This is a genomic window from Streptomyces sp. NBC_00158, from assembly GCF_045160885.1.
In the GTDB taxonomy this organism is placed as follows: Bacteria; Actinomycetota; Actinomycetes; order Streptomycetales; family Streptomycetaceae; genus Streptomyces.
The window spans coordinates 537,245-563,269 of the sequence record NZ_CP108161.1 but is presented as its reverse complement, the minus strand read 5'-3'; the positions used below and the strand labels follow the sequence as shown (position 1 = coordinate 563,269).

Genomic DNA, 26,025 nt, shown 5'->3' with positions numbered 1-26,025 from the left:
CCTTGGCGGCGGAGCGTCCTAGAAGGTGAGGTTCCAGGAATCGATCTTGCCGGTGTCGCCGCCCGCGTTGTCGTTCACACGGAGCTTCCAGGTGCCGTTCGCGACCTCGGAGGAGGCGTTGACGGTGTAGGTCTGGTTGATGTTGTCCGTGCTGCCGCCGGCCCGGTTGTGGACCGTGTAGACGGTGCCGTCCGGGGCGACCAGGTCGACCTTCAGGTCACCGATGTAGGTGTGCGCGATGTTCACGCCCACCTTGAGGGTGGCCGGGGCGTTGCCGGTCACACCGCTGACGGTGATCGGGCTCTCGACCGTGGTGTTGTCGCCGATGGCGAAGTCCGCGGTGTTCTCGAAGTACTTGCCGGCCGGGGGAGTGGAGCCGCCGACCGCCTTCAGCGCGTCGACCTGGCCCTCGCCGAAGAAGGCGTTGTTGGCCGCGGTACCGGTGCACCGGTTGTCCGACGGGCAGGGGATGTCGTTGGCCTGGGTGGCCAGACGGTCGCGGATCTGCGCCGGGGACAGAGCCGGGTTGGCGCTGGCCATCAGCGCGGCGACGCCCACCACGTGCGGGGTGGCCATCGAGGTGCCGCTCTTGGAGCCGTACTTGCCGCCGGGCAGCGTGGAGTAGACGTCCTGGCCCGGGGCCGCGACGTCGATGACGCCCTGGCCGAAGTTGGAGAACGAGGCCTTGGTGGTGCCGGTGCCGTTCGCCGCGACCGTGACCACGCCGGGCAGTTCGGTCGGGATGTCGACGCAGGCGTTGGTGATGTTGCGGGTGACCGGGGTCGAGTCGTTCGGGCTCGCCGTGTCGGTCGTCTTGTGGGCGAGGTCGTAGTTCTCGTTGCCCGCCGCGGCGATCTGGAGCGAGCCCTTGCCCTCGGCGTACGCCTGGGCGCGGTTGACGCCCTCGATGATGGCGGCCTGGTCGAGGTTGTCCGGGCAGTTGAACTGCCACGGGTCGGTGTAGTAGCTGTTGTTGGTGACCTTGAAGCCGTGGTCACCGGCCCACACGAACCCGCAGATGGTGTTCTCGGCGAAGAAGAGCGAGCTGGTCGGCTCCGCGATGCGGACCGAGGAGATCTTCACGCCCGGGGCGACGCCCACGACGCCCTTGCCGTTCTTGGAGGCGGCCACCGTGCCGGCGACGTGCGTGCCGTGGTCGCCGACGTCGCGCCAGGCGCCGGCGCGGGTGTCGGGCTTGCCGTAGGCGCAGGAGACCGAGTCGGCGGCGTTGAAGTTCGGCGCCAGGTCCTGGTGCTGGTCGTCGACACCGGTGTCGAGGATGCCGACCTTGACGGCGGCCGAACCGGCGTTGACGGCCCAGGCCTGGTCCGCCTTGATCTGGCTCATGTCGGCGCGGACCGGCTCGCCGGCCGGGGTCGTCGACTGGGCCGGGTTGGCGGGCAGCGCCGGGTTGTAGGCGTCGGCCGGGACGTCCGAGGTGCGGGTGGCGCCGACCTTCTGGACCCCGCTGACCCCGCGCATCGTCGTGGCGAAGGTGCCGGAGGCCGAGTGGGCGACGATCACGCCGATCGCGTCGTAGTACGCGAAGACCGTGCCGCCGTTGGCGGTGACGGCCGAGCGCACCGCCGAGCTGTCACCGGGAGCGGTGATCACGAGGTAGGCGCGGGTTCCGGCAGCCCAGGTCGCACTCTGGGAAGCCGGGGCCGCAGCCTTGGGGGCCGCCGCCGGGGCGGAGGCCGGGGAGCCGGAGGGACCGACGGGAGCGGTGCCGGCGAGCGCGGCGGGTGCTCCGAAGGTGAGGGCGGCGCCGAGGGCGGCCGCCAGCACCAGCGCACGTCGAGGGCGGCTGGATATGTGGGGTATCAATGCGTCCTCCGAAGACGGCCCGGCGGTGCTGGTGGCACCTACCGGGCCGTACGAAACGAGTGGTGGACGCAAGATGTCAGACGCGCTGCCCCCTAGGGAAGTACCTTTTAGCGCAGCAGAGTTGAAGATCACATGGCCGAAAATGACGGTTCGCGGCCGTTCGTGGGTGTTTGACGCGGCATCCGGCCGGGCTGGGCACCGTGGGGGCGAGCCCTGCCCGGCCGGATCCCGCGGGGTGCGCGGGCCCGGAGGCTCAGGCCGGCACACCGTCCTTGGGGCCGGCCGCCGGACCGGGCACGGCCGTCGGGGCGGGCTCGACGGGGGCACCGGGCGCCGTGTGGCCGTCGTCGACCAGCGTGGCCTCGTCGAAGGGCAGCCGCCCGGCGAGGACTTCGGCGGCCCGCTCGCGGTCGAACTCCTTCGTCCACGTCCCGATGAGGACGGTGGCCACGGCGTTGCCCGCGAAGTTCGTCAGCGCCCGCGCCTCGCTCATGAAGCGGTCGATGCCGACGATCAGGCCCACGCCGTCGACCAGTTCGGGCCGGTGCGACTGGAGGCCGCCCGCCAGCGTGGCCAGGCCCGCGCCGGTGACCCCGGCCGCGCCCTTGGAGGCCACGATCATGAAGAGCAGCAGCGAGATCTGCTCGCCCAGGGCCAGCGGCTTGCCCATCGCCTCCGCCACGAAGAGCGAGGACATCGTCAGGTAGATGGCGGTCCCGTCCAGGTTGAACGAGTAGCCCGTCGGCACGGTGATGCCGGTGACCGGCCGGGAGACGCCCAGGTGCTCCATCTTCGCGATCAGGCGGGGCAGTGCCGACTCCGAGGAGGAGGTCGACAGGATCAGCAGGAACTCCCGGCCCAGGTAGCGCAGCAGCGCGAAGACGCTGACCCCCGTACAGACCCGCAGCAGGGTGCCCAGCACCACGAAGACGAAGAGCAGGCAGGTCGTGTAGAAGCCGATCATGATGACCGCGAGGGACTTCAGCGCGTCGATCCCGGTCGCGCCGACCACGGCCGCGATGGCCCCGAAGGCGCCGACGGGCGCCACCCACATGATCATCGCCAGGATCCGGAACACCATCTTCTGGACGTGTCCGATCCCGCGCAGCACCGGCTCGCCCGCCGTGCCCATCGCCTGGAGCGCGAACCCGCACAGCAGCGCCACCAGCAGGGTCTGCAGCACCTCGCCCCCGGTGAAGGCGGAGACCAGGGTGGTCGGGATGATCCCCAGCAGGAACTCCTGGGTGCTCTCCGCCCCGCCCGCCTTGGCCTGCGCCTCGCCGGCCCGTGCCGCGGCCTCGGTCAGGTGCAGTCCGCTGCCCGGCTCCAGCAGGTTCCCCACCAGCAGCCCGATGGCCAGCGCCACCGTCGACATCACCATGAAGTACCCGAGGGCCAGCCCGCCCACCGCGCCCACCTTGGCGGCCTTGCGGACCGAGCCGATCCCCAGCACGATCGTGCAGAAGATCACGGGCGAGATCATCATCTTGATGAGGTTCACGAAGCCGGTGCCCAGCGGCTTGAGCTCCACGGCCACGCCGGGTGCGGCGAAGCCGACGGCGATGCCGAGCAGCACCGCGGCGATCACCGCGATGTAGAGGTAGTGGGTTCTGTCGCGTCTGGCGGCCATGTCGCGCTCCTGGGTGGTGAGGTCGTTCCGGGAGACCATCGCCCACCCTGTGACCCCGGTCACCCTTGCGTTCATTGAGTTCACGGCCCGGTGCACACTGAGCGCCATGTTCCGCTTCCCCCGGCCGCCCCGCAGCCTCGCCGGCCAGCTCTTCGCCATGCAGGTCCTGCTGGTCGCGCTCGTCGTCGTGGGCTGCGCGGTCTTCGCGTACGCCACCGCCCGCGACCAGGCCGAGGACGCCGCCCGGCGGCAGGCCGGAGCCGTGGCCCGGGCGGTCGCGGACTCGCCCTCCGTACGCGAGGCCGTGCGGGCCGGCGAGCACGGAACCGGCCCCTCCGCCGCGCTCCAGCCCTACGCGGAGCGGGTGCGCACCGACTCCGGGGTGGACTTCGTGACGATCATGGCCCCGGACGGGCGGCGCTGGACCCACCCCGACCCGCGCCGCATCGGCGAGCGCTTCCTCGGCAACACCGCCCCGGCCCTGCGCGGCGGCACCTTCAGCGAGACCTACACCGGCACCCTCGGCCCCTCCATCCGCGTGGTCACCCCGCTCCGGGACGCGGACGGCTCCGTCATCGGCCTGGTCAGCGCGGGCATCACCGTCCGGGCCATCAGCGCCCGCCTCGCGGAGCAGCTCACCGCCCTGGCCTGGGTGGCCGCCGGGGCACTGGCACTCGGCGCGGTGGGTACGTACGTGGTCAACGCCCGGCTGCGGCGCCACACCCACGGCATGGACGCCGCCGGGCTGAGCCGGATGTACGACTACCACCAGGCGGCCCTGCACGGGGTCCGGGAAGGGCTGCTGATGCTCGACGGCCAGCGCAGGATCACCCTCATCAACGACGCGGGCCGCGAACTGCTGGGCCTGCGCGGGGAGGTCACCGGAACCGGAGTCGCCGACCTGGGCCTGCCCGCCCCGCTCACCGGGGCGCTGCTCGCCGACCGGCCCCGGGTCGACGAGGTGCACCTGAGCGCGGAGCGGGTCCTCGTCGTCAACAGCTCGCCGGTGGCCGGCGGCGGCCGCCGCGGCACCGTGGTCACCCTGCGCGACCACACCGAACTCCAGTCGCTCACCGGGGAGCTGGACCACGAGCGCGGGTTCACCCAGGCCCTGCGCTCCCAGGCGCACGAGGCGGCCAACCGGCTGCACACCGTGGTCTCCCTGATCGAACTGGGCCGCAGCGAGGAGGCGGTGGAGTTCGCCACCGCCGAACTGGAGCTGGCCCAGGCGCTGACCGACGAGGTCGTCGCCGCGGTGGGCGAGCCGGTGCTGGTCGCCCTGCTGCTCGGCAAGGCCGCGCAGGCCCACGAGCGCGGCATCGAGCTGGTCGTCACCCCGGAGTGCGGGGCGATCGAGGCGGGGCCGGGGGTGCCGCCGGCCCGGGACCTGGTCACCGTGCTCGGCAACCTCGTCGACAACGCCCTCGACGCCCTGACCGGGGTGCCGGGCGGCCGGATCACCGTCACCGTGCGCCGTGACGCGGCCGGGCTGCTGCTGGGGGTCGCGGACAACGGGCCCGGACTGCCCGAGGGAGCGGACGTCTTCCGGCGGGGCTGGTCGGGCAAGGGGGAGGGGCGGGGGCTGGGCCTGGCCCTGGTCCGCCAGGTGGCCCACCGCCACGGCGGATCGGTGGAGGCCGCCGACGGACCCGCGGGCGGGGCGGCGTTCACCGCGCGCTTCCCGCTCGCGGGCGGTGCGGCATGAGCGGGCCCGTGCGGGTGCTGATCGTCGAGGACGACCCCGTCGCCGCCGACGCGCACGCGCTCTACGTCGGCCGGGTGCCCGGCTTCACCGCCGTGGCGGCCGTCCACTCGCTGGCCGAGGCCACCCGCGTACTGGAGCGCACCCCCGTCGACCTGCTGCTCCTCGACCTCACCCTGCCCGACGGCCACGGGCTGCGCTTCGCGCGCGGACTGCGGGCGGCCGGGCACCCCGCCGACGTGATCGCGGTGACCTCGGCGCGGGACCTGGCCATGGTCCGCGAGAGCGTGTCACTGGGCGTGGTGCAGTACGTGCTCAAGCCGTTCGCGTTCCCCACGCTCCGCGAACGGCTGCTGCGCTACGCCGAGTTCCGCGCCGCCGCCGGCGAGGCGGCGGGCCAGGACGACGTGGACCGGGCGCTCGCCGCGCTGCGGGCGCCCGCGGCGGCCCAGCTGCCCAAAGGCCTCAGCGCCCCGACCCTGGACCGGGTCGCGGCGCTGCTGCGGGCGGCGCCCGAGGGGCTGACCGCCGCGGGGGCGGCCGAGGCGGCCGGGATCTCGCGGATCACCGCCCGCCGGTACCTGGAGCACCTGGTGGACACCGGGCGCGCGGACCGTACCCCCCGGTACGGCCAGGTCGGCCGCCCCGAACTGCACTACCGCTGGCTGGCGGCGGCCGGTTCGGTGTCGAACGTGTAGAACTTGCGGTGGTCGAGCATGTCCGCCGGGGTCACGTCGTTCCACGGCCGCATCGTGTCGCGCAGGTCGACCACGTTCGGGGTGCCGGCGGCCGGCAGGTAGGTCGAGTTCGGGTTCTTCGCCTGCCAGTCCGCCCAGAGCTTGTCCACGAAGGCGTGGTGCATCCAGAAGACCGGGTCGTTGGGGGAGACGCCGGTGGCCATCTGGCCGCCGACCCACACGTGCACCCGGTTGTGCAGGTTGGCGCCGCGCCAGCCCTCCAGGTTGTTGCGGAACCCGTTCGAGGAGCTGTTCCAGGGCGCCATGTCGTAGACGGGCATGGCCAGTACGGCGTCCACCTCGGCCCGCGTCGGCAGCTGGGCGACGCCCTCGCCGAGCGCGCGCCGAAGGTAGGAGCGGCCGTCCACGCGGACCGCTATCTCCCACTTGCCGGTCGCGTAGGCGAAGGGGCCGTCCATGACCTGCCCGTCGCGGGCGCGGCCGGTGCCGCCGAGGAAGTCGGCGGCCCAGAGGGAGGAGCGGGAGGTGCGGTCGGCGGTCCAGTCCCAGTACGGGAGCGTGACGCTCTTGTCCACCGCCTGAAGAGCCGCCTCGAACTCGAGCAGAAAGCGGCGGTGCCAGGGGAGGAAGGAGGGGGAGCGGTGGCCCACCCGGTCGCCCGAGTCGGTGTCGCTCATGATGAAGCCGTTGTGGGTGGTGACGAAGCGGTCGTAGCGGCCGGTGCGCTTCAGTTCGAGCAGCGCGTTGGTGAAGGCGCGCTTCTCCTCGGCGGTCAGCGCGGCCTGGTTCTTGCGGACTGCCATCACATGCCGCCCATCTGCATCGGGGCGAGCTGGGAGCCCTGGAGCTCGCGCACGGCGGCCCGGGCCAGCGAGGCGGGGTCGGCGAAGGTCTCGTAGTGGTTGACGACGCTGATCCAGGTGCCGTCGGCGTTGCGCATGACGTGCAGCTCGCGCCCGTCGATGCGGACGGTCGGCATCCCGGCGCCGCCGTGGTGGCCACCGTGGTGGCCGCCGCCGGTGGCGGGGGATATCTGGATGCGGCGGCCCTGGTACACCTCGTCGACGGTGCCGGCCGGGGTGGTGGCGGCACGGGAGTCGGTGGCGGCGGCGTGCGCGGTGGCGCCCGCGATGCCGAGGACGGTGAGTGCGCCGGCAGTGGTGCCCAAGGCCTGCCGACGGGTGATCTTGTTCATGGCGGAAGAACTATCAGGGCCTGTAGGGCAGTTGACCGCTATCCGGACATCGGCGGATAAGTTCTATGTAGAACCATTTGGGTGATCTTCCCGTCCGGACCGGCTCCAGTGGCCCGGACGGGAAGATCTGCGGAAGAAATACTACTCGACAGTAATTTTTACTTCCGGACGGGGGGTCCTATGGAGGAGGTCACACCCCCGACTCGGCCGGAAGCCGCGCCGGAAACCGCCCCGCGCGACCGGATTTCGAGGGGTCCTGAAGCCGGGCTGCGCGGAGTTTTGCCCCTATAGTCCGGATATGGCTCTTCATCAGACGAAGGACACGCACGGCCGGGACGACGGGACGGACGTGTTCGCGTCCGCCCTGAGCGGCCAGGTCCTCCCGAAGTACCGGATCCCCGAGGACCACTCGCCCTCCGAGGTCGTCTACTCGCTCCTGCACAACGAGCTGCTCCTCGACGGCAACGCCGCCCAGAACCTGGCCACCTTCTGCACCACCTGGTCGGACGACGCAGTGCACCGCCTGATGAACGAGTGCCTCGACAAGAACATGATCGACAAGGACGAGTACCCGCAGACCGCCGAGATCGAGGCCCGCTGCGTCAACATCCTGGCCGACCTCTGGAACGCCCCGCCCGGCCACGTCGGCACCGGCTGCTCCACCACCGGCTCCAGCGAGGCGGCCATGCTCGGCGGCCTCGCCCTCAAATGGCGCTGGCGCGAGCGCCGCCGCGCCGAGGGCAGACCGGCCGACCGCCCCAACCTGGTGTGCGGCCCGGTCCAGATCTGCTGGGAGAAGTTCGCCCGCTACTTCGACGTCGAACTGCGCCAGGTCCCCCTGGAACCCGGCGCCACCGGCCTGCGCCCCCACCAGCTCGCCGCGTACGTCGACGAGAACACCATCGGCGTCGTCGCCATCCTCGGCGTCACCTACACCTGCGACTACGAGCCCGTCGCCGAGATCGCCGCCGCCCTCGACCGGATCCAGGCCGAGCACGGCTGGGACGTCCCCCTCCACGTGGACGCCGCCAGCGGGGGCTTCGTCGCCCCCTTCCTCCACCCGGACACGGTCTGGGACTTCCGGCTGCCGCGCGTGGCCTCCGTCAACACCTCCGGGCACAAGTACGGGCTCGCCCCCCTCGGCGTCGGCTGGATCGTCTGGCGCACCGCCGACCTGCTCCCCGCCCAGCTCGTCTTCGACGTGGACTACCTGGGCGGCGACATGCCCACCTTCGCCCTCAACTTCTCCCGCCCCGGCGGCGAGGTCATCGCCCAGTACTACCTCTTCCTGCGCCTGGGCCGCGGCGGCTACCGGCGCGTCCAGCAGGCCTGCGCCGACACCGCCCGCCACCTCGCCGCCGAGATCGAGGGCATGGGACCCTTCACCCTGCTCTACGACGGCCAGGGCGCCCTGCCCGCCGTCTCCTACACCCTCACCGACCCGGCCGGAGCAGGCTTCACCCTCTACGACCTCTCCGATCGGCTGCGGATGCGCGGCTGGCAGGTCCCCTCGTACCCGCTGCCCGCCGACCGGCACGACACCGTCGTCCAGCGCGTGCTGATCCGGCACGGGGTGACCCGCGACCAGGCCGCCCTGCTCGTCGACGACCTGCGCCGGGCAGTGGACCACCTCACCGCCGCGCCGCAGCCCGTCCCCGCCACCGCACCCCGGTCCGGCTTCCACCACTGACCGGCGGCATCACCCCGCCGCGGACGCCGACGCCGGCGCCGGCGCCGACCAGCGCATCCCCAGGGCCGTCAGCGCGGCCACCCGCTCCGGAGCCAGCTTCGCCGCCCGGGAGCGCTGGTTCGCGATCCACGCGCCCAGCCGCAGCTCCTGTCCCCCGACCGGCTCCACGTGCGTGCGCGGCACCCGCAGGTGCCCCTCGCGGGCGTGGAACCGCCGGGCGGCCTCCACGTGCTCCGCCCAGGCCTCGGCGTGGCTCCGGCGCGGCGGCGGGCGCTCCGCCTCCGTCGCCGGCGACAGCCCGAGACCGTGCTCCAGCAGCCACCGCTGCGGCCAGGCCAGCCGCTCCCAGCCCAGCCGCTGGCCCCGCACCCACACCCCCAGGTCCTCGCCCTGGACCACGACCGAGCCCGGACCGAGAGGCACCGCGCCGCCCGCGTCCAGATGGGCGCGGGTCAGCCGGAACGCCCGCTGCCAGCCGATGTCCCACGCCGGGCACCAGGACGCGTCGATCTCATCCAGGGCCTCCCGGCGCTCCGGCGGCAGCGCACCCGGCCCCTCCCGCCGCGCCGCGGCCCGGTTGTTCTTCATCCACACCCCGACCGGCACCCCGCGCCAGGTCGCGTCCACCGGCGGCAGCAGGTGCCCGTGCTCGGCCGCCCAGGCGCGGGCCGCCGCGAGGCCCTCCTCGAACGCCACGTCGAAATGGCTCCACACCATCCCGAGTTCCTCCAGCTCACGGGCCCGCTCCCGGCCCAGCGCACCCCTGCGGTACGTACGCCGCGCGTCCGCGATCCACTGGCCCAGCGGGAACCCCGCCAGCGCCGCCGGCCACTCCCGGCCGCCCGCCGGCACCCGGAACGCGAACGGGACCTTCAGGTCCCCGGCCGACGCCGCGTAGACCCGGGCCGCCTCCGCGCCCCGCCGCCACTGCGTGTGCTCCGGGTTCAGCACGCGCAGCCGGATGAAGGCCGCCAGCAGCGCCGGGTCCCGGGGCGTCGAGAAGCTCAGCAGCGCCCGGGCGCCCGCCCCCGGCCCCGTGCCGGGACCGGCCGTCGCCGCCGCCTTCGCCGCCCCGCTCGGCGCCTGCGGCTGGGCCAGGCCCTCCACCAGCCGGGAGTCGTGCGCCCTCAGCGCCTCCAGCAGTCGCGCGAGGTCCCCGTACGCCCGTGACGTCAGCATCGACTCCGGGGACTCCCCGGGCCCCAACAGCACCGGCACCACCAGCGAGGCCACCTTCCCCTCGCCCGGCCGCATCCGCAGCGCCCGGCCCACCGCCTGCACCAGGTCCGGCATGGAACCGCGGACGTCCGCCCAGAAGACGGAGTCGCACTCCTTGGTGTCCACGCCCTCGCCCAGCACCCGCACGCTGCCCAGGAACGCCTTGTCCGCGACCCGGTCCGCGGCGAACGCCTCCAGCACCCGACGCCGGTGCGCCGCCGTGTGCTGGCCGCACAGCCAGTCCGCCCACACCGTGCGCGGATACGCCGGCTGCGCCGCCCGGCTCGTCACCCGCATCCGGGCCGCGACGGCCGGCAGCCCCGCCGCGAACGCCTCGGCCTCCTTGGTCAGGTGGTGGAACACCAGCGTCCGCCTGAAGCCCTGGTCCGCCGCGGCCTTCACCAGGGCCGCCTGGAGCGCCGCGAGCCGCATCCCGCGCACCCGGTCCGAACGGCCGTCGGCGCCCAGCAGCACCGCCGACTGGAACCCGGGATCGCTGACGTCCACGCACACCACCCGGTACGGGGCGCAGACCCCCCGGTCGATGGCCTCCGACAGCGACAGGGTGTAGCAGCGGGCCCCGAACGGCCCCTGGGGATCGTCCTCCATGGACGCGACGAGCTCGCCCCGCCCCCGCGGCTCCGCGCCGCCGGCCGTCTCCGCCGCGAACGCGCCCGCCGCGGCCTCCTCCTCCGGCTCCTCGGACTCCTCGCCGTCCTCGCCGTCGCGCCACACCCGGGGCGTGGCCGTCATGTACAGCCGCCGCACGGAGGGGATCCGGGCGTTGTCGTGCACCACCGCCCAGGGCTTGCCGATCCGGCCCGAGGTGCGGTGCGCCTCGTCGACCACGACCAGGTCCCAGGACGGCAGCCCCGCCAGGTGCGCCCCCTCGATGGTGCCCAGGCCCAGCGAGGCGTACGTGGCGAACACCGTCACCCGCTCCACCGGCCGCGACCCCCACCGGGCCAGCTGCCCCGGCGCGGTCGTGGTGGGCACCCCCACGTCCTCGCCGCGCAGCGAGCACACCGCGAGCGCCCGGCCCGTGCGGCCCCCCTCCCGCCAGGCGGCGACGGTCTGCACCAGCAGATCGAGGGAGGGGACGAGCACGAGGACCCGCCCCGCCCGCAGCTCCTCGGCCGAGCGCACGGCCACCAGGGACTTCCCGGACCCGGTCGCCATGATCACCTGGGTCCGCAGGCCCCGCTCCGGCACCCGGCCGGTCGCGGGCAGCTGGAGCGCGCGCACCACCGCGTCGACGGCCTCGCGCTGATGAGGGCGCAGCTCCTGCCTGGCCATACACCCCACTCCACCCGCGTTGATCTGCCCGTTCCGCTCCAGCTCCTATCTTGCCCCGATTCTGAGTCAAAGAGGAGCAGGGGCGGACGGCCGGGTCAGCGCGCCCCGAAGTTCTGCGTCCACCAGGGGCCGCCGGACCCGGTGTGGATGCCCACGCCGATGTCCTTGAAGGAGCAGTTGAGGATGTTCGCGCGGTGGCCCGGGCTCTTCATCCAGGAGTCCATCACGGACTGCGCGGTCTGCTGCCCCTTGGCGATGTTCTCCCCGTACGTCGACCAGCGGTACCCGGCGGCCGTCGTCCGCGCACCCGGGTCGCCGCCGTCCGGGTTGGTGTGGTCGAAGAAGTCCCGCCGCGCCATGTCGTCGGAGTGCCCCTGGGCGGCGTTGCGCAGCTGCGCGTCCTCCTTCAGCGGGCCGCAGCCCGCCGCCGCGCGCTCCTGGTTGACCAGGGCGATGACCTGCCCCGCCACGCCCGCGGGCGCCGGGCCCGGGGCCGGGGGCTTCGCCGTGCTCTTCGTCGGCGCGGGAGCCGCCGAGGTCTTCGCGGCGCTCGCCGAGGCCGACGGGGAGGCCGAAGCGGAAGCCGACGCGGAGGGCGAGCCCGACACCGAAGCGGAAGGCGAGGGCGAAGCGGATCCGGACGGCTGCGGAGCGGCGGAGTCCGGCGCCGAGAGCGCGGCCAGCGGGGACGCGGGCGCCGCGCCCGCCCCGTCCTTCTTCGCACCGGGAAGCTGCCCGAGGTACACCAGGCCGCCGCCCGCGACGCACGCGGCGACCACCGCGCCGCCGATGGCCCGGCGCCGGTTCTGCCGGCGCCTGCGCTGCGCCGCGCGGCCGTCGGGGCCCGCCGGGCCCTCGGCTCCGGCCGCGTCCCCGCCCTTGCGCCGGGCGGCGCGGCCCGGGCCCGACACCACCGGCGAGAGCTGCGTCGCCGCGTCCGCGAAGGCCACGTTCGCCGGGGAGTGGCCGGCGGCCACGGCGGACCGTACGCCCGCCAGCAGCGCCGCCGTCACCGGCACCAGCGCCAGCCCCGCCAGCAGCCCCTCCGCCGGCACCAGCCCGTTCCACAGCCCCGAGCAGCGCACGCACTCGCGGGCGTGCCGGGCTATTCGCTTGCGCCACAGCGCGGAGGGCCGGCCGTCCCAGGTGCCCGTCATCGCCCGCAGCCCCTCGCAGGGCGGCTGCGTCTCCAGGGCCCGCTCCACCACGCGGGCGGACTCCAGCTGCGCCTTCATCCGCTGCACCCGCACCGCCGTGTGCTGCGGGGTCAGCTCCAGCGCCGAGGCGACGTCGGCCCGGGTCAGCTCGCCCGCGCACTCCAGCCACCACAGCGACAGCAGCGCCCGGTCGTCGGGCTCCAGCCAGCGCGTGGCACGGGCCGTCTCGCGGCGCTGCCCCGACAGGTGGAGCCGGGTGACCGTCAGGTCGGCGAAGTCGGCGCCGGGATCGGCGACGTCCTGGGCGGCCTCCAGCCCGCTCTGGCCGGGGCCGCCGCCGACGGCCTGCCAGTGCGCCCGTACGCGGTTCATCGCGATGGCCACCAGCCAGGACCGGAAACTCTCGTCCGAGCGCAGCGTGCCGAGCCCGTCGAGCGCCCGGAGCATGGTGTCCTGCACCACGTCGTCCACGTCGTGGGAACCCTGCAGGGCGCGCCCGACCACGTTGTAGATCAGCGGCAGATGTGCGCTTACGAGGTCGTCCTGCGCGCGGGGATCGCCCGCGCGGGCCGCTGCCACCAGCGCTGCCGTGTGCTGTGTACTCATGTGAAAGTCCCTGTCCGTACCGGCGGTCGATGTTGCCCGATAACTGGGAGACCGTCGAGTGGAGCCCCGATAACGGTTATCCGGAAGAATTTTTCTGGCCGCGGTCCGGGGAGCTCCAGGAGTGCGACGGCAGGGACTGGGCCAGAGTGCCGAAGAAGCGCTGGTCGCGCCACGCGTCACGGTTGCCGATCACGAACAGCCGGCGCTTCGCGCGGCTCACCGCCACGTTGAGGAGGTTCGGCCGGGAGGCCGCCCAGGCCCGGGCGCCCGGGCGGCGCGGGTCCGTGCCGAGGACCAGCACGACCACGTCCGCCTCCTTGCCCTGGGTCGTGTGGACCGTACCCACCCGGTCGTCCGGCACCAGGTCCCGGCAGGCCCCCCGGGCACCGGCCACCACCTGCTTGAACGGGCTGATGACGAACACGTCCCGGGCCAGGTCCACGCCCCCCTCGTCCCGAAGCCGCTCCAGCACCCGCCGCAGCGCCCGGCCCTCCTCCGGTATCCAGTGCCCGTCCGCCTCCGCCCCGACGACGTCCACCCAGCTGCTGGCCGGCCGGTACGCGTACGGCTCGCGCGTCCCCGGATCCACCCCCTGCACCATCAGGCCGTCGTAGGCGACGGCGTTGCTGACCGAGAACATCGGATCGTCACACCGCCGGTGCACCCGTAGCGGCGCCCCGACCCACACCTCGTGCCCGCCGTCGGGCAGTTCCGCCGGCAGCAGCGTGCCGTAGCGGTTGGCACGGTCGGCCAGCCGCTGCACCGACGTACGGCCCGGCGCCCACTCCTCCGCGACCCCGAACTCCTCGCGCAGCGCCCGCTGCGCCGTCCACGGCAGGACCACCACGGGTTCCAGCTGGAGCGGGTCGCCGACGACGACCGTGCGCCGCGCCCGCCACATACCGCCCACCGCCATCTGCGGGGTGGCCTGACCGGCCTCGTCGACGAACAGCCAGCCCAGCGCCTCCGCCCCCAGCCGGCCGAAGACCCGGTCCAGGGAAGCGAAGGTGGTCGACACGACCGGCACCACGAGGAACAGGCTCTGCCAGGCGGCCCGCACGTGCGTCTCGGGCACCGTCCCCGGCACCGAGCCGGCGACCGCGTCCATCCCGGCCATCAGGTTCGCGTACATGGTGCGCGCCGTGCAGCGCAGGAACGCCCGGTGCAGGTCGAGGGCGGCGAGGAACAGCTCGGTGCGCGCCCGCGTGATCTCCGGGTCCGACCAGGGCGCTGACCGCTCGCGCAGCGCGTCGTCCGCCAGCCAGGCCTCCTCGGGTACGAAGCCCTCCCACCGGGCGCGGGCCGCCCCGAGGGCCGCCTCCATGTGCTCGGCGCCCCCGCGGGCGGCCTCCGCGGCCGCCCGCGCCCCGTCCAGCCGCGCCACGGCGGCCGCCACGGCGGACCGTACGGCCTCCAGCCGGGCCCGCTCCGCGTCGTGCGCCCCACGGGCGGCGGCGAGGGCCTGCGCCGCCACGGCCTCCTCCGCGTGCCAGGAGCGGGCGGCCCGGCCCAGGGTGAAGAGGCTGACGGAGAAACCCGGGCGGCGGGCCAGCTGGGCCCGGTGCGCCTCCTCGGCCCCGTCCAGCGCGCGCCGTACGCCGGCCAGCGCGGCCTCGGCGGGCGGCAGCTGCTCCCGGGTCCGGTCCAGCGCCGCCGTGTCCCGCTCCACCGCTTCGCGGGTGCCGCGCAGCGCCTCGTACGCCTGCGGCAGGCCCGCGTACGCCGCCGCCGCTTCCGCGCGTTCGCCGCGCAGCCGCTCGACCTCGGCCAGCGCGGCCCCGAACCGCTTCCTGGCCGCCGTCCACACGCCGCTCTGCGGGGTGTCGCGCCACTCCCGCAGGAGGTGGGAGAGGCCGCTGCCGCTGTCGATCCAGGGGTTGCGCGCCCCGCGGCGGCCCTGCTGGGGCACGGGCGGCTGCGGAGGAGCGCCGGCGTCGGTCCGCCGGTACTTGCCGTGCCAGAAGCGGTTGACGAACTCCAGGCGGTTCCTCTTGCTGCCGAGCCGGGCGGCGACCGCGCCCCACGCGGGCTCGCCCCTCAGCAGCCGGGTGGCCTGCTCCGCGAAGTAGTCGGCGCCCTCGCGCCAGTGCGCCCCGAGGGCGGCGCGGGCGGGTATCTCGGTGGAGATGTTCTCGACCGCGCCGTTGTTCGCGGAGGCGACGACCATCTCGAAGCCGGTGAACTCGGGGCGCAGCGGCGTGACGGTGCGGGTGTGGTCGCCGCTCTTCCACACGTACGGGGCCTGCCGCGCGAACGCTTCGGAGGGCAGCCGGAGCCCGGCGAGGCGGCGGGCCCGCTCGACGACCGCGGCGGCGAAGCAGTCGCGCAGCATGGTGGTCTTGCCGGTCCCGGGCGGGCCGTTGACCGCGAAGACGCCGGAGGCGGGGGCGAGTTCGGTGTGCACGGCGTTCACGGCGAACTGCTGGCTCAGCGCGAGCGGGTGCCGGGCGTCGGCCGGCCAGCGGCCGGCGGGGGTGCGCTCCGGCGCGACGCCGGCCAGCGCCGCCCCGGGCCGCAGCCGCAGGTCGACGCGGCTCGCCGGGTCGAAGCCGGAGCCGGGGGTGAGGTAGGCGCCGAGCCCCGCCCCGGGTTCCTCGCGGGCGAGCGCGGCGGCCACCCGGTCCAGGTCGGCGGCGATGAAACTGTTGAGGAAGTCCTGCTGGTCGGCGGTGCCGTCCTGGTCCAGCCGCACGGGCACGCTGCGCACCCGCACGGTGGCGGGGTCCAGGGCGACGGAGACCCCCCAGGTGCGGGCCAGCTCACCGGTGAACTCCAGCAGGTGGGCGGCGGAGACCACCCCCTGCCCGAGCGGGGGGCCGCCGCCGTCGGAAATCCCGGGCCCTCCGCCCGCGACGGGCTCGCCGAGGGCCGCGGCCCGCCCGCCCCAGGCGTCGGCGTCCTCCGCGAACCCGTCGAGCCAGCCCGGTGTGCCGGGCCCGGGGGCCACGGCGCGGCCGGTGGCCCAGGCGCAGGAGGAGAACACGGCGGAGTCCAGGAGCAGCCGTCCCCGGTCGGTGACGGTGAGGGCGAACAGCGCGCTCTCGCCGTCCATCCGGCCGTCGTGGTCCTCGCCGCTCTCCCCGAACACGTCGCGCAGGGTGTCGCGTACGGAGCCGAGGGCGAACACCCCGCCGTAGACGACGTGCTGCCACCCGTACCCGCCCTCCAGGGGCACGGCCCGCACCGGGTGCCCGGCGTCCCACGGCATGGGCCGCCCCGCCTCGACCGGGTACACCCGCTCCCGGGCGGACAGGGCGGGCACCTTCTGCGGACTGAACAGCTCCACCGCCCGCCAGTACGCGACCACCCCGCTCCGGCGCCGCCGTTCGCCCCCCATATCGCCCACTCCCGTCATCGGTGATCAATACGTCGCACCCTACGGGCACGGTGACGGTGGGTCAGGCGCTTGCGGGGTTCGGGGGAGCGGAGCCGGCCCCGCGCGCGGGGCGGCGGACCCCCAGCCGTCGAGCCGCCGGGCGCGGCCGGTCCCGAACGGTCGCGCCGGGCGCGGCCGGTCCCGAACGGTCGCGCCAGGGACGGGAGGGGGTGTCCGGGCGGCCCTCCGATGTGTATGGTCTAGACCATCAAGTCGGGCCGTGCGACGTTCCGTTCCACGCCGTGGAACAGCCGGGAGGGATCCGTGTCCTGCCATCCGTACGCGGTGCTGGCCGCCCAGCGCCTGCTCCCGGTGCTGCGCAGCACCGACGCCGACCGGGCCGTGGAGGCCGCAGGGCGGCTGCTCGGCGCCGGGTGCCGGGCCGTGGAGCTCACCACCTCCACCCCCGGCTGGGCCCGCGCCGTCACCCGCGCCGCCGGGCTCCGCGACGCCCGGGGACGGACCGCCGTCATCGGGGTCGGCACGGTGACCACCGCCGCCCAGGCGGCGGCGGCCCTCGACGCCGGGGCCGCGTTCCTCGTGTCCCCCTACCCGGCCCCCGAGGTGCGCGAGGCCGCCGCGCTGCGCGGGACGCCCTTCCTCGAAGGCGGCTTCACCCCCGGGGAGATAGCCGCCGCCGTACGGGGCGCGGGTGCCGCCAAGGTGTTCCCGGCCCACGTGGGCGGGCCCGACTTCATCCGCTCCCTCAGGGCCGTGCTCCCGGCCGGCGTGCTCGTCCCGACGGGCGGGATCCGGCCCGGCGGGGTCCGCGAGTGGCTCGACGCGGGCGCGACCGCCGTCGGCGTCGGCAGCGGCCTGCCCGCCGACCCGGGGGAACTGGCCGCCGTCTTCGCGGAGCTGGCCGGACCCTGCTGCGGCGGCGAGGGGTGCCGGCCTTGACCGCCCCGGAGTACGACGTACTCGTCCTCGGCGAGGTCCTGGTCGAGATCCACACCGACACCGCCCTGCGCGCGGCCGCCGACGGCACCGCCGCCCGGATCTCCTACTCCGGCGACGCCCTCAACGCCGCCGCCGCGGCCGCCGCGGCCGGGGCCCGCACCGCGCTCCTGACCGTCGTCGGCGACGACGAACTGTCCGTCCCGCTGCTGCGCCGCGCCGCCGAACTGGGCGTGGACGTCGCACACGTCCACCGCGCGCCCCGCCCCAACGGTGCCTACCTGCTCTCCGCGGACCCCGACGGGGACCGGGAGTTCGTCTACTGGCGCACCCACAGCGCCGCCTCCACCCTCTCCCCGGCCCACGTGGAGGCCTGGCTCCCGCTGCTGACCCACTGCCGGGCGCTGGTCACCAGCGGCATCACCGGCGCCCTCTCCCCGGGCAGCCGCGAAGCCGTACTGGCCGCCGCCCGAGCCGTCCACGCGGCGGGCGGCCACGTCACGTACGACCCCAACCACCGCCCCCGCCTGACCGGCCGGGCCGAGGCCCGCACCCTGCTCGCCGCGGTCGCCCCGCTGACCGGGCTGCTGAAGACCTCCTGCCCGGCGGACGCGCTCGCCCTGGTCGACACCGCCGACCCGGCCACCGCCGCCGCCCGCTACCGGGCACTGGGCGCACGCACGGTCGCCGTCACCGCCGGCCCGGGGCGGCTGCTCCTGGACGACGGCACCCGGGCCGTGCACCACCCCGTCCCGGTGGACCCGGCCCCCGTCGACACCACGGGCGCCGGCGACTGCTTCACCGGGACCACCACCGCCCGCCTCGCCCTGGGCGACCCGCTCGCCCGCGCGGTGGCCTACGGGGTGGCGGCGGCGTCCCTGTCGGTCGCGGGCCGCGGCGGCACGGGCCGCGTACCGCCCTTCACGGAGACGGCCGCGCGGGCGGCGCGGGTGGCGCGGGACACGGCGTAGCCCTCTAGTCCTCCCAGAACTCAGCTTCCTCGGCCTCCTTGGCCCGCTGGTCCGGTTCCTCGTACGGGAGGGGGTCCGTGACCCAGCCGGCCGCCAGGACCAGGCGGGAGGTGCGGTGCACGGCCAGGAAGCCGAAGGGGCGGTCGAAGCGCACGTGCGCGTGGCGGGTGCGGTAGCGGAGCTCGGGAATGCCGGCCGCCACCGCGCCGAACGCCGTCACCGCGGCCGCCTCGAAGCCCGTCGCGTGGAAGCGGGCGAGCGCCGACTGCCGCGCCGAGCCGATGGCCAGGGGCTCGGAGCTGATCCCGGGAAAGCTGCCGGAGTCGCGGTCCGTGGCGGCTTCCAGGCCGAACAGCCGTGCACGGGCCAGGAGATCGTGGTCCGCCCGGACCTCGAAGGCGGGTGTCGCGATGCTGAGCCAGGGCGCGGGCGACTCGGAGCGCACCGTCCTGACGGTCAGGCCCGGGCCCGGATTCCCGTCGGGCAGCAGGCTCGTGGGCGTCGAAGGACGGGCCCGGGTGGCGGCCTCGATCCCGGTGGTCAGGACCGTGCCCGGCGGGGCGTCCGGCCCGCCCAGGACGAGGTGGACGTCGACCCCGGTGTCCCCGACCACCTCCAGCAGGGTGACCGGACCGGCGGGGCCGTGGGCCACCTTGGCGCGGTCCAGCAGGGACGTGGTGCGGTGCAGCACGACCAGTTCCCGGCCGGCCCAGGGTCCCTCGTGCATCTGCTGGGGGTATTCCTCGAACGGCCGGATCCACTTCAGCCGGAGCGCGAGCGCGGAGGCCAGGACGAGCCGGACCGCGTCCGGGCCCTCCGGCAGTGCGACCGGCATGCGTTCGACGAGGCCGTCCGTCCGCTCGGCGGCCCACGCGTCGAGCGTCTTGCGATCGGCGCCGGAGTCGCCGGTCAGGGTGCCCCGGGTGCCGTCGGGGAGGCCGGCCAGCCAGCCGGCCTCCAGCGGGAGGTCCGCCCGGCTCCACAGGCCGGTCGCCGCCCGCAGCCCCCGTACGCCGGCCAGTGCGGCCAGCAGCTCGCGCGCGGCCCCCGCCGCGTCCCCGGCGGGTATGCCGAGCGCCTCGGCCAGTTCCGCGCGGGCCGGGCCCGCCGCCCCGTCCGCGAGCAGGGCCAGCAGGGGCCACACCCCGGTCGCGGTGAAGACCGTACCCCCGTCGCCGCCGGAGGCTTCGGCGGCCCAGCGCGCCGTGAGCCGGTTGACCGCCCGTACCGTCGAGTTCCTCATGCCGGGGAGGGTACGTGGTGGGGCGCCGCCGGGCCGGATCGTTTTCCCTCGGCCCGGCGGCACCGGTGCGGTGGCGGCCGTCCGGGGGTGCCGGTTCGGGCGCGCCGGTTCGGGTGTGCCGGTTCAGCGGCCGCGCAGGCCCTGGTCGACGGCGGTGGTCAGCTCGCCGTCGGCAGTGTCGGCGTCCAGGGACCAGAACATGGCCCCGCCCAGGCCCTGTTCGCGGACGTAGCGGGCCTTGGTGCGCAGCACCTGCGGGTCGTCGTACGTCCACAGGGTGGTGCCGTCGAACAGCCAGGCGTGGCCGCCGCGCCGGTCGCGGTGCACCTGGAAGTCGCCGGAGCCGGCCAGTTCCTTCAGCTCCTTGTAGTCCGCGTACCCGGCCGCCCACTTGGCGGGTGCCGGTCCCGTGGCGGGCTTGCCCATGCCGTCACCGCCGCCCGTGACCCCGGTCCAGCCCTGGCCGTAGAACGGCATGCCGACGACGAGCTTGCGGGCGGGCGCCCCGCGCCGCAGCCAGGAGTCCACCGTGCCGTCGACGCTGAAGTCGCCCCGGGCGTACAGCGCGGACTGCTGGGCGGTGGTCTTCTCCCCGGACACGTGGAAGTCGTAGCCCTGGAGGGTGACGAAGTCCAGGTCGCGCATGATGCGGCGGACGTCGAAGCCCGCGTCGATCTTGGCGGGGGCGGCCGGGACGAAGGCGGTCAGCTCGTAAGAGCGCCGGCGCTCCCGCCCGAAGGCGTCCAGCTGGGTGCGGAACTCGTGGACCAGCTCGGCGAAGTTGCGCTTGTCCTCCGGCCGGAACTTCGTGTCGGTGTCGCCCTCCGAGCCCGGCCATTCCCAGTCCAGGTCGATGCCGTCGAATACCCCGGCGGCGGCACCGGCCCCGCCCCGGGCGCCGTCCTGCGGCAGGTTCCCCTTGAGGTAGAGGTCGATGCAGGAGCGGACGAGGGCCTTGCGGGAGGCGGGGGTGAGGGCGGCGTCCGAGAAGTGGGTGGACCAGCTCCAGCCGCCCAGCGAGATCAGCACCTTGAGGCCGGGGTGCTTGGCCTTGAGCTCCTTCAGCTGGTTGAAGTTCCCGGCCAGGGGCTGCTCCGCGGTGTCGGCGACGCCGTCCACGGAGTTCGCCGCGTCGAGCGGGCGGCCGTAGTCGGCCCAGGCGTCGGCCTCGCCGGCCACGTTGCCGGTGAAGCACTTGCCGTCGGCGCCGATGTTGCCGAAGGCGTAGTTGACGTGGGTGAGTTTGCCGGCGGTGCCGTTCGCGTCCAGGTCCTGCACCTGGAAGTCGCGCCCGTAGACGCCCCACTGGGTGAAGTAGCCGACCTTCCGGTACGAGCGGTCGTGCGAGCCCGCCCGGTCGGAGTCCCCGTTCCCGGCGGCCGCGGCGGGCGCGAAGGCGGTCAGCAGGGAGAGGGAGCAGGCGGCGACGGCCAGCCGGCCGAGAGTGCTGCGGCGCATGGGGCGCATGGGGCGCATGGGCTTCCTTTGCGGATGCGGGGGAGTGGTGCTCCTGAGCCGTGCGGGGACGGACGCGGCCCTGCACCGGCGGCGCCCGCCCCACCCGGGAACGTATTGGTCTGGACCATCTGGGTCAAGGGGGCGTCCACAGCTGCCGGGTACCGGCCGGGGGCCTTCCGGGGGCCTTCCGGAGGCCTGCCGGGGGCCGATTGGGGACCGGCCGACGGCCCGACCGAAAAACCTCCTTCACGACGCTGGGCACCTCCACGCCCCCTCGCTACCCTCCGCGCATGATTCCCACGGTGGTCTGGGGCACCGGCAACGTCGGCCGCGCGGCGATCCGCGCCGTCGACGCCCACCCGGCGCTCGAACTCACGGCAGTCATCGTCCACGACCCCGCGAAGGCCGGCCGCGACGCCGGTGAACTCGCGGGCCTGGGACACCGGCTGGGGGTGGCGGCCACCGACGACATCGCGGCGGTGCTCGCCGCCCGCCCGGCCGCCGTCGTCTACGCGGCCTCCGGCGACACCCGCCCCGACGACGCCCTCGCCGACATCACCCGCGCCATCACCGCGGGCGCGGCCGTCGTCAGCCCCGCCCTCTACCCCCTCTACGACCACCGCAGCGCCCCGCCGGAGTTCCGGGACCCGGTGCTGGCCGCGATCGCCGAGGGCGGCGGCTCGCTCTTCGCCTCCGGCGTCGACCCGGGCTGGGGCAACGACGTGCTCCCGCTGCTGATCAGCGGCCTCGGCACCACCGTCGACGCGATCCGCTGCCAGGAGATCTTCGACTACTCCACGTACGACCAGCCGGACTCCGTACGCCACCTCGTCGGCATGGGCCACCCCATGGACTACGAGCCGATGATGCTGATGCCCTCGATCCCCACCATGGTGTGGGGCGGCCAGATCCGGCTGATGGCCCGCGCCCTCGGCGTCGAACTCGACGGGATACGCGAGACCTCGCAGCGCCGCGCCCTCGACACCACCGTCACCACCCCCTCCATGGGCGTCTTCGAAGCCGGCACCCAGGGCGCCATCCGCTTCGAGGTGCAGGGCATCGTCGGCGGCGAACCCCGCATCGTCATCGAGCACGTCACCCGCATCCACGCCTCCTGCGCCCCCGACTGGCCCGTCCCGCCCGACGGCGGTGCCGGGGCCCACCGGGTGGTCATCGAGGGCCGCCCCCGCATCGAGGTGACCGTCGAGGCCACCGACGAGGGCGACAACCGTTCCGCCGGAGGCAACGCCACCGCCGTCGGCCGTCTGGTGGGGGCCATCGACTGGCTGGTGGCCGCGGAACCCGGCCTCTACGACGCCCTGGACGTCCCGCTGCGGCCCGCAGTCGGCAAACTCGGAAGGAAGCAGACATGAGAATCGACGTCCCCGACGGTCAGCACCCGATCGAGTACGTGTGGGGGGACATGGTCCCCGGCATCGGCATGGCCGCCGCCAACTACTCCCTCTCCGTCTACGCCCACACCACCCTCGGCCTGCGCGAGTTCGAGGCGGCGCGGCTGCGCATCGCACAGATCAACGGCTGCGTCTTCTGCCTCGACTGGCGCACCGACCGGGACGGGGAGAAGGTCGAGGAGGGGTTCGCGGACGCCGTCACCGAATGGCGCACCACCGGCGCCTTCGACGACCGCACCCGGCTCGCCGCCGAGTACGCGGAGCGCTACGCCCTCGACCACCACAACCTGGACGAGGAGTTCTGGGCGCGGATGACCGCCCACTACAGCCAGCTGGAGATCGTGGAGCTGAGCATGAGCATCGGCTCCTGGCTGGCCTTCGGCCGGCTCAACCACGTACTGGGCCTCGACAGCGTCTGCGTGCTGCCGGGCGGCTGAACCGTGACGCCCCGGCCGAGGTACGGCCCGGGGCCGCCCGGAGGATCCGGACGGCCCCGGGAGCGGCCCCGCTCGGGGGCCCGCTCACAGATCCGTGGCGATGATCTTCTCGATGTTCCGCTCGGCGAGGGCCGTGATCGTCACGAACGGGTTGACGCTGGTGTTTCCGGGGATCAGCGCTCCGTCGATGACGTACAGGCCCGGGTGCCCGTGCAGGCGGCCGTAGTTGTCCGTGGCCTTGTCCAGCACCGCACCGCCCAGCGGGTGGTAGGTGAGGTGGTCGCCCCAGACCTTGTTGGTGCCGAAGAGGTCGGTGCGGTAGATCGTCCCCTCCTTGGCGTTGATCTTGTCGAAGATGGTCTTCGCCATGTCGATGGACGGCTGCTTCCACGCCGTCTGCCAGTCCAGCTCCACCTTCCCCGCCGCCGCGTTCCAGGAGAAGCGCGCCCGGTTCGGGTTCTTGGTGATGGAGAGGTAGAAGGACGCGTACGTCTCTATCCCCGTCGGCAGCGGCGCCACCTCGGCGAAGGCGCCGCCCGCGTCCCAGTTGTCGATGCCGCCGCAGGGGATGGAGGCCTGCACCTTGCCCGTCGGGTCCCACATGTGGTTGGCGCGGCCGCACATGACGTTGCCGTTGTCGCCCCAGCCCCTGCCCACCTCGTCGTTGAGGCGGGGGAGCGCGCCGGTCGCCTTCAGCCGGACCAGCAGCTTGCTGGTCCCCACGCTGCCGGCCGCGAAGAACACCCGGTCGGCGGTGACGGTCTTGGTGGCGAGGACGTCCCCGGAGGTGGCGAGCTGCTCCATGACGACCGTGTAGCCGCCACCGTCCGAGGGGGAGACGGTGGTGACCCGGTGCAGGGGCGAGATGGTGACCTTCCCGGTCGCGCGGGCGGCGGCCAGGTACGTCTGCTGGAGGGACTTCTTGCCCGCGTTGTTGCCGTAGAGGATCTCCCCGTCCACCGCGGACTTGGGGACGGTGCCGGCCACCTCCTGCTTCATGTAGTCCCAGTCGTAGACGTCGGGGACGAAGACGAACGGGAACCCGGAGCGCTGGGCGTGCTTGCGGCCCACGCGGGCGAACTGGTAGCAGTCCACGGTGTCGAACCAGGCGGGGTCGATGAGCCCCACCCCGAGCCCGGCGTTGGCCCGCGGGTAGTAGGTCCGGTACATCTCCTCGGCGTCCACCGAGGGCAGGATCGCGGCGAAGTTCTGCCGCTTGGGGGTCACGGCCATGCCGCCGTTGACGAGCGAACCGCCGCCGACGCCCCGGCCCTGGTAGACGATGATGCCGCCCATCTCCTCGGCATCGAGGATGCCGGTGTGGCGGGGGACGTCCTTGTCGATGGGGAAGCCGAGGAAGTTGCTGAGCGGCGCCTTGGTCCTGGTGCGCAGCCAGTACGAGCGGTAGTCGGGCTTGGTGGTGTTGGCGAAGATCTTGCCGTCGCTGCCGGGGGTGTCCCAGGCCATCCCCATCTCGATCATGTGGACGGGGACGCCGGCCTGGGCGAGCCGCAGCGCGGCGACGGAACCGCCGTAGCCGGTGCCGATCACGAGGACGGGGACGCGGGCCCCGGATTCGATGGGGCCGGTGGCGGCGGCGGTGGCCGGTTCGGCGTGGGCCGGGATGGCGTTGACCGTCAGCGCCAGTGCTCCGAGAATAGAACCAGTTCCAGCGATGAATCCGCGGCGGGAAACACCCTTGGAAACCTTGCTGTTCAGGCTTTTGTCACTCATGTGACGTTCCTCACTCTCGACGGAGTGGGAACAAGTTCTACTGGCGAACGCCTGCTAAGTCACTACACGCGTCGCAGTAACTTCCGGCTGGTTCCGTCCCCTTGACGCGCCGCGGTTCAGGACAGGCTCCAGTGCCCGACGTCGTCCCCCAGCCCCGCCTCCAGCGCGAACTGCACGGCCGCCAGAGCGGCACCCTCCGGAACCCGGAAGGTGACGAAACCCGAGGCCGAGCTACCCGGCTCCAGGGTCACGGTCTCCGGCAGGCTCGGCCCGGCCCCGGTCGCGGCGCCCGTCCCCGTGAACCGCTGCCCCTCGCTGTCGAGCAGGTGCGACGCCGGCGCGGGGGAGTCCTCGTACGGCACCGTCCCGGTGTTCTCCAGCCGCAGCTCCACCGCCACCAGCCGGTCGCCGCCCTCGCGGCCCGCCGGGTCGACGACCCGGGTCAGCGTCACGTCGAGCCGCTCCCCGGGCCGGTCCCCGTCGAGGGACACGGTCTCCCCGGACCCGTCGGGCCCGGCACCGACGAGCAGCAGCACGAGCAGGGGCCCCAGCAGACGCCCCGAACGGTGGCGCACGGCTCCTCCAGGGATCGGCGGCCCGCCCCCTCCCCGCCCACGATCCTCCGCCCACCCCGCTCCCGCCACCGGCGACGCGGCAAATGGATTGGATCTTCCGGCCGCTTCATGGCAGGGTGTCTCCCACCGAAGGGGTATAGCTCAGCTGGTCAGAGCGCTGGTCTCCAAAACCAGATGTCGTAGGTTCGAATCCTGCTACCCCTGCCATGCCTGACCAGGCATTTCATCGAAAACGGACTTCCGGAGAGCACTCCAGAAGTCCGTTTTGTCTTCTCCTGGGGACAGGCTGGGGACAAGGGGGATCCACCGGTGCGTGGTGGCGGTGCCCACGTCCCTATTCGTCGTCGGATGGCCTCAGGTTGCGTCCCCCGTAGGTGCCGGCCTTCTTCCGAGACCTCGACGACGCGCGCATCTGAGCGTGCCCGGGCCGCCTGGCCCTCGGGCCCCTCTGTATCGGTGCAGGTCAGCGTCACTGGGGCGGCTACCCAATCAAACTTGTGACTACCGTTCAGCGTTCACGAACGTGCGGATGGAGGTTCCATAGCCGGGTAGGACCACGCGCTGCTGGCCAGGGTGCCAGGCGCACTCGGCGCACAGGCGGTTGTAGTCGTGCATCGCGTCTTCGGCCTCACCGGTGACCTCGGCCAGCGCCTCCGCGACCGGCGACAGCCCCTCGCCCAGGTTCTCGAGGATGTCCAGCCCGGCACGGCCGGCGTTGATTACCACGTTGATCGCGGAGGCGAGCGAGTCGAACGCGAGGTCCTTCAACGGCCCGCCCAGGCCCCCGGCGGCATCCCGGATCGCGTCGAGGCCCTCCGCTATGGCCGCCGACGCCGACGGCCTCGCCAGCGTGTACAGGTCATGCAGGTAGTCCAGCCCGCCGGCCAGCTTCGGCGTCGCCGC

19 protein-coding genes and 1 tRNA gene are annotated in these 26,025 nt (G+C 74.0%); 8 read left to right on the top strand and 12 right to left on the bottom strand.

All coding sequences use genetic code 11. The annotated features are described in order from the left end of the window. Positions 1–18: 18 nt before the first annotated feature. Together OG553_RS02420 and OG553_RS02415 are read right to left on the bottom strand one after the other, a co-directional pair. Positions 19–1,788 carry a S8 family serine peptidase gene (locus tag OG553_RS02420; protein ID WP_405982928.1) on the bottom strand — a complete coding sequence of 590 codons (1,770 nt, stop codon included), beginning with the start codon at positions 1,786–1,788 and terminating at the stop codon, positions 19–21. Positions 1,789–2,080: 292 nt separating this feature from the next. After that, positions 2,081–3,457, bottom strand: coding sequence for a cation:dicarboxylate symporter family transporter (locus tag OG553_RS02415; RefSeq protein ID WP_405977344.1), 1,377 nt, complete (start codon positions 3,455–3,457; stop codon positions 2,081–2,083). A 106-nt stretch (positions 3,458–3,563) separates the two neighbouring features. Between OG553_RS02415 and OG553_RS02410 the strand changes: the two genes are divergently transcribed. Together OG553_RS02410 and OG553_RS02405 are read left to right on the top strand one after the other, a co-directional pair. Next, a complete protein-coding gene (locus OG553_RS02410; protein WP_405977343.1) occupies positions 3,564–5,162 on the top strand; it encodes an ATP-binding protein in 1,599 nt (532 codons plus the stop codon). After that, entirely contained in the window at positions 5,159–5,857 is a 699-nt protein-coding gene (locus OG553_RS02405) for a response regulator (RefSeq protein ID WP_405977342.1), read from the top strand. Before OG553_RS02410 ends, OG553_RS02405 begins: the two co-directional genes overlap by 4 nt. On the opposite strand, the gene OG553_RS02400 is transcribed toward OG553_RS02405, so the two are convergent. Both OG553_RS02400 and OG553_RS02395 read right to left on the bottom strand, forming a co-directional pair. Continuing rightward, complete coding sequence (locus tag OG553_RS02400; protein ID WP_405977341.1) at positions 5,815–6,660, bottom strand: tyrosinase family protein; 846 nt, start codon at positions 6,658–6,660, stop codon at positions 5,815–5,817. The genes OG553_RS02405 and OG553_RS02400 overlap by 43 nt on opposite strands. Next, positions 6,660–7,052 carry a tyrosinase family oxidase copper chaperone gene (locus OG553_RS02395; RefSeq protein WP_405977340.1) on the bottom strand — a complete coding sequence of 131 codons (393 nt, stop codon included), beginning with the start codon at positions 7,050–7,052 and terminating at the stop codon, positions 6,660–6,662. Before OG553_RS02395 ends, OG553_RS02400 begins: the two co-directional genes overlap by 1 nt. 298 nt (positions 7,053–7,350) lie before the next feature. On the opposite strand from OG553_RS02395, the gene OG553_RS02390 reads away from it, so the two are divergent. Further along, entirely contained in the window at positions 7,351–8,742 is a 1,392-nt protein-coding gene (locus OG553_RS02390; RefSeq protein WP_405977339.1) for a glutamate decarboxylase, read from the top strand. Between the two features lie 9 nt (positions 8,743–8,751). Here OG553_RS02390 and OG553_RS02385 read toward each other — a convergent pair whose 3' ends face one another. The 3 genes from OG553_RS02385 to OG553_RS02375 all read right to left on the bottom strand — a co-directional run bounded on the left by OG553_RS02385 (position 8,752) and on the right by OG553_RS02375 (position 16,356). Further along, a complete protein-coding gene (locus tag OG553_RS02385; protein WP_405977338.1) occupies positions 8,752–11,256 on the bottom strand; it encodes a Helicase associated domain protein in 2,505 nt (834 codons plus the stop codon). A 95-nt stretch (positions 11,257–11,351) separates the two neighbouring features. After that, complete coding sequence (locus OG553_RS02380) at positions 11,352–13,019, bottom strand: sigma-70 family RNA polymerase sigma factor (RefSeq protein ID WP_405977337.1); 1,668 nt, start codon at positions 13,017–13,019, stop codon at positions 11,352–11,354. A 76-nt stretch (positions 13,020–13,095) separates the two neighbouring features. After that, on the bottom strand, positions 13,096–16,356 hold the full coding sequence (locus OG553_RS02375) for a DEAD/DEAH box helicase (protein ID WP_405977336.1): 3,261 nt from the start codon (positions 16,354–16,356) through the stop codon (positions 13,096–13,098). Positions 16,357–16,659: 303 nt separating this feature from the next. Here OG553_RS02375 and OG553_RS02370 point away from each other — a divergent pair, with 303 nt between their 5' ends. Then, a complete protein-coding gene (locus OG553_RS02370; protein ID WP_405977335.1) occupies positions 16,660–17,295 on the top strand; it encodes a bifunctional 4-hydroxy-2-oxoglutarate aldolase/2-dehydro-3-deoxy-phosphogluconate aldolase in 636 nt (211 codons plus the stop codon). Continuing rightward, positions 17,292–18,263 (top strand): PfkB family carbohydrate kinase, encoded by a 972-nt coding sequence (locus OG553_RS02365; protein ID WP_405977334.1) that lies wholly within the window; start codon positions 17,292–17,294, stop codon positions 18,261–18,263. Before OG553_RS02370 ends, OG553_RS02365 begins: the two co-directional genes overlap by 4 nt. Positions 18,264–18,267: 4 nt before the next feature. Here OG553_RS02365 and OG553_RS02360 read toward each other — a convergent pair whose 3' ends face one another. Both OG553_RS02360 and OG553_RS02355 read right to left on the bottom strand, forming a co-directional pair. Next, a complete protein-coding gene (locus OG553_RS02360) occupies positions 18,268–19,506 on the bottom strand; it encodes a serpin family protein (RefSeq protein WP_405977333.1) in 1,239 nt (412 codons plus the stop codon). A 123-nt stretch (positions 19,507–19,629) separates the two neighbouring features. After that, positions 19,630–20,964 (bottom strand): glycoside hydrolase family 18 protein, encoded by a 1,335-nt coding sequence (locus OG553_RS02355; RefSeq protein ID WP_405977332.1) that lies wholly within the window; start codon positions 20,962–20,964, stop codon positions 19,630–19,632. A gap of 290 nt (positions 20,965–21,254) precedes the next feature. Here OG553_RS02355 and OG553_RS02350 point away from each other — a divergent pair, with 290 nt between their 5' ends. Then, positions 21,255–22,337, top strand: coding sequence for a dihydrodipicolinate reductase (locus OG553_RS02350; RefSeq protein WP_405977331.1), 1,083 nt, complete (start codon positions 21,255–21,257; stop codon positions 22,335–22,337). After that, positions 22,334–22,813, top strand: coding sequence for a carboxymuconolactone decarboxylase family protein (locus OG553_RS02345; protein WP_405977330.1), 480 nt, complete (start codon positions 22,334–22,336; stop codon positions 22,811–22,813). Before OG553_RS02350 ends, OG553_RS02345 begins: the two co-directional genes overlap by 4 nt. Positions 22,814–22,897: 84 nt before the next feature. Here OG553_RS02345 and OG553_RS02340 read toward each other — a convergent pair whose 3' ends face one another. Continuing rightward, positions 22,898–24,547: a GMC oxidoreductase gene (locus tag OG553_RS02340; RefSeq protein WP_405977329.1), complete on the bottom strand. Its 1,650-nt coding sequence runs from the start codon at positions 24,545–24,547 to the stop codon at positions 22,898–22,900. Positions 24,548–24,663: 116 nt separating this feature from the next. Beyond that, positions 24,664–25,122: a DUF4352 domain-containing protein gene (locus OG553_RS02335; protein WP_405977328.1), complete on the bottom strand. Its 459-nt coding sequence runs from the start codon at positions 25,120–25,122 to the stop codon at positions 24,664–24,666. Between the two features lie 130 nt (positions 25,123–25,252). Here OG553_RS02335 and OG553_RS02330 point away from each other — a divergent pair. Continuing rightward, positions 25,253–25,329: transfer RNA gene (locus OG553_RS02330), tRNA-Trp, on the top strand. A 294-nt stretch (positions 25,330–25,623) separates the two neighbouring features. Here the strand turns inward: OG553_RS02330 and OG553_RS02325 are convergent. Beyond that, positions 25,624–25,890 carry a hypothetical protein gene (locus OG553_RS02325; RefSeq protein WP_405977327.1) on the bottom strand — a complete coding sequence of 89 codons (267 nt, stop codon included), beginning with the start codon at positions 25,888–25,890 and terminating at the stop codon, positions 25,624–25,626. Positions 25,891–26,025: the final 135 nt, after the last annotated feature.

Excerpts from the sequence above, each read along its gene's own strand:
- OG553_RS02415 (WP_405977344.1), bottom strand. The coding sequence starts at position 3,457 with ATGGCCGCCAGACGCGACAGAACCCACTACCTCTACATCGCGGTGATC.
- OG553_RS02410 (WP_405977343.1), top strand. The coding sequence starts at position 3,564 with ATGTTCCGCTTCCCCCGGCCGCCCCGCAGCCTCGCCGGCCAGCTCTTC.
- OG553_RS02405 (WP_405977342.1), top strand. The coding sequence starts at position 5,159 with ATGAGCGGGCCCGTGCGGGTGCTGATCGTCGAGGACGACCCCGTCGCC.
- OG553_RS02400 (WP_405977341.1), bottom strand. The coding sequence starts at position 6,660 with ATGGCAGTCCGCAAGAACCAGGCCGCGCTGACCGCCGAGGAGAAGCGC.
- OG553_RS02395 (WP_405977340.1), bottom strand. The coding sequence starts at position 7,052 with ATGAACAAGATCACCCGTCGGCAGGCCTTGGGCACCACTGCCGGCGCA.
- OG553_RS02390 (WP_405977339.1), top strand. The coding sequence starts at position 7,351 with ATGGCTCTTCATCAGACGAAGGACACGCACGGCCGGGACGACGGGACG.
- OG553_RS02385 (WP_405977338.1), bottom strand. The coding sequence starts at position 11,256 with ATGGCCAGGCAGGAGCTGCGCCCTCATCAGCGCGAGGCCGTCGACGCG.
- OG553_RS02380 (WP_405977337.1), bottom strand. The coding sequence starts at position 13,019 with ATGAGTACACAGCACACGGCAGCGCTGGTGGCAGCGGCCCGCGCGGGC.
- OG553_RS02375 (WP_405977336.1), bottom strand. The coding sequence starts at position 16,356 with ATGGGGGGCGAACGGCGGCGCCGGAGCGGGGTGGTCGCGTACTGGCGG.
- OG553_RS02360 (WP_405977333.1), bottom strand. The coding sequence starts at position 19,506 with ATGAGGAACTCGACGGTACGGGCGGTCAACCGGCTCACGGCGCGCTGG.
- OG553_RS02355 (WP_405977332.1), bottom strand. The coding sequence starts at position 20,964 with ATGCGCCGCAGCACTCTCGGCCGGCTGGCCGTCGCCGCCTGCTCCCTC.
- OG553_RS02350 (WP_405977331.1), top strand. The coding sequence starts at position 21,255 with ATGATTCCCACGGTGGTCTGGGGCACCGGCAACGTCGGCCGCGCGGCG.
- OG553_RS02345 (WP_405977330.1), top strand. The coding sequence starts at position 22,334 with ATGAGAATCGACGTCCCCGACGGTCAGCACCCGATCGAGTACGTGTGG.
- OG553_RS02340 (WP_405977329.1), bottom strand. The coding sequence starts at position 24,547 with ATGAGTGACAAAAGCCTGAACAGCAAGGTTTCCAAGGGTGTTTCCCGC.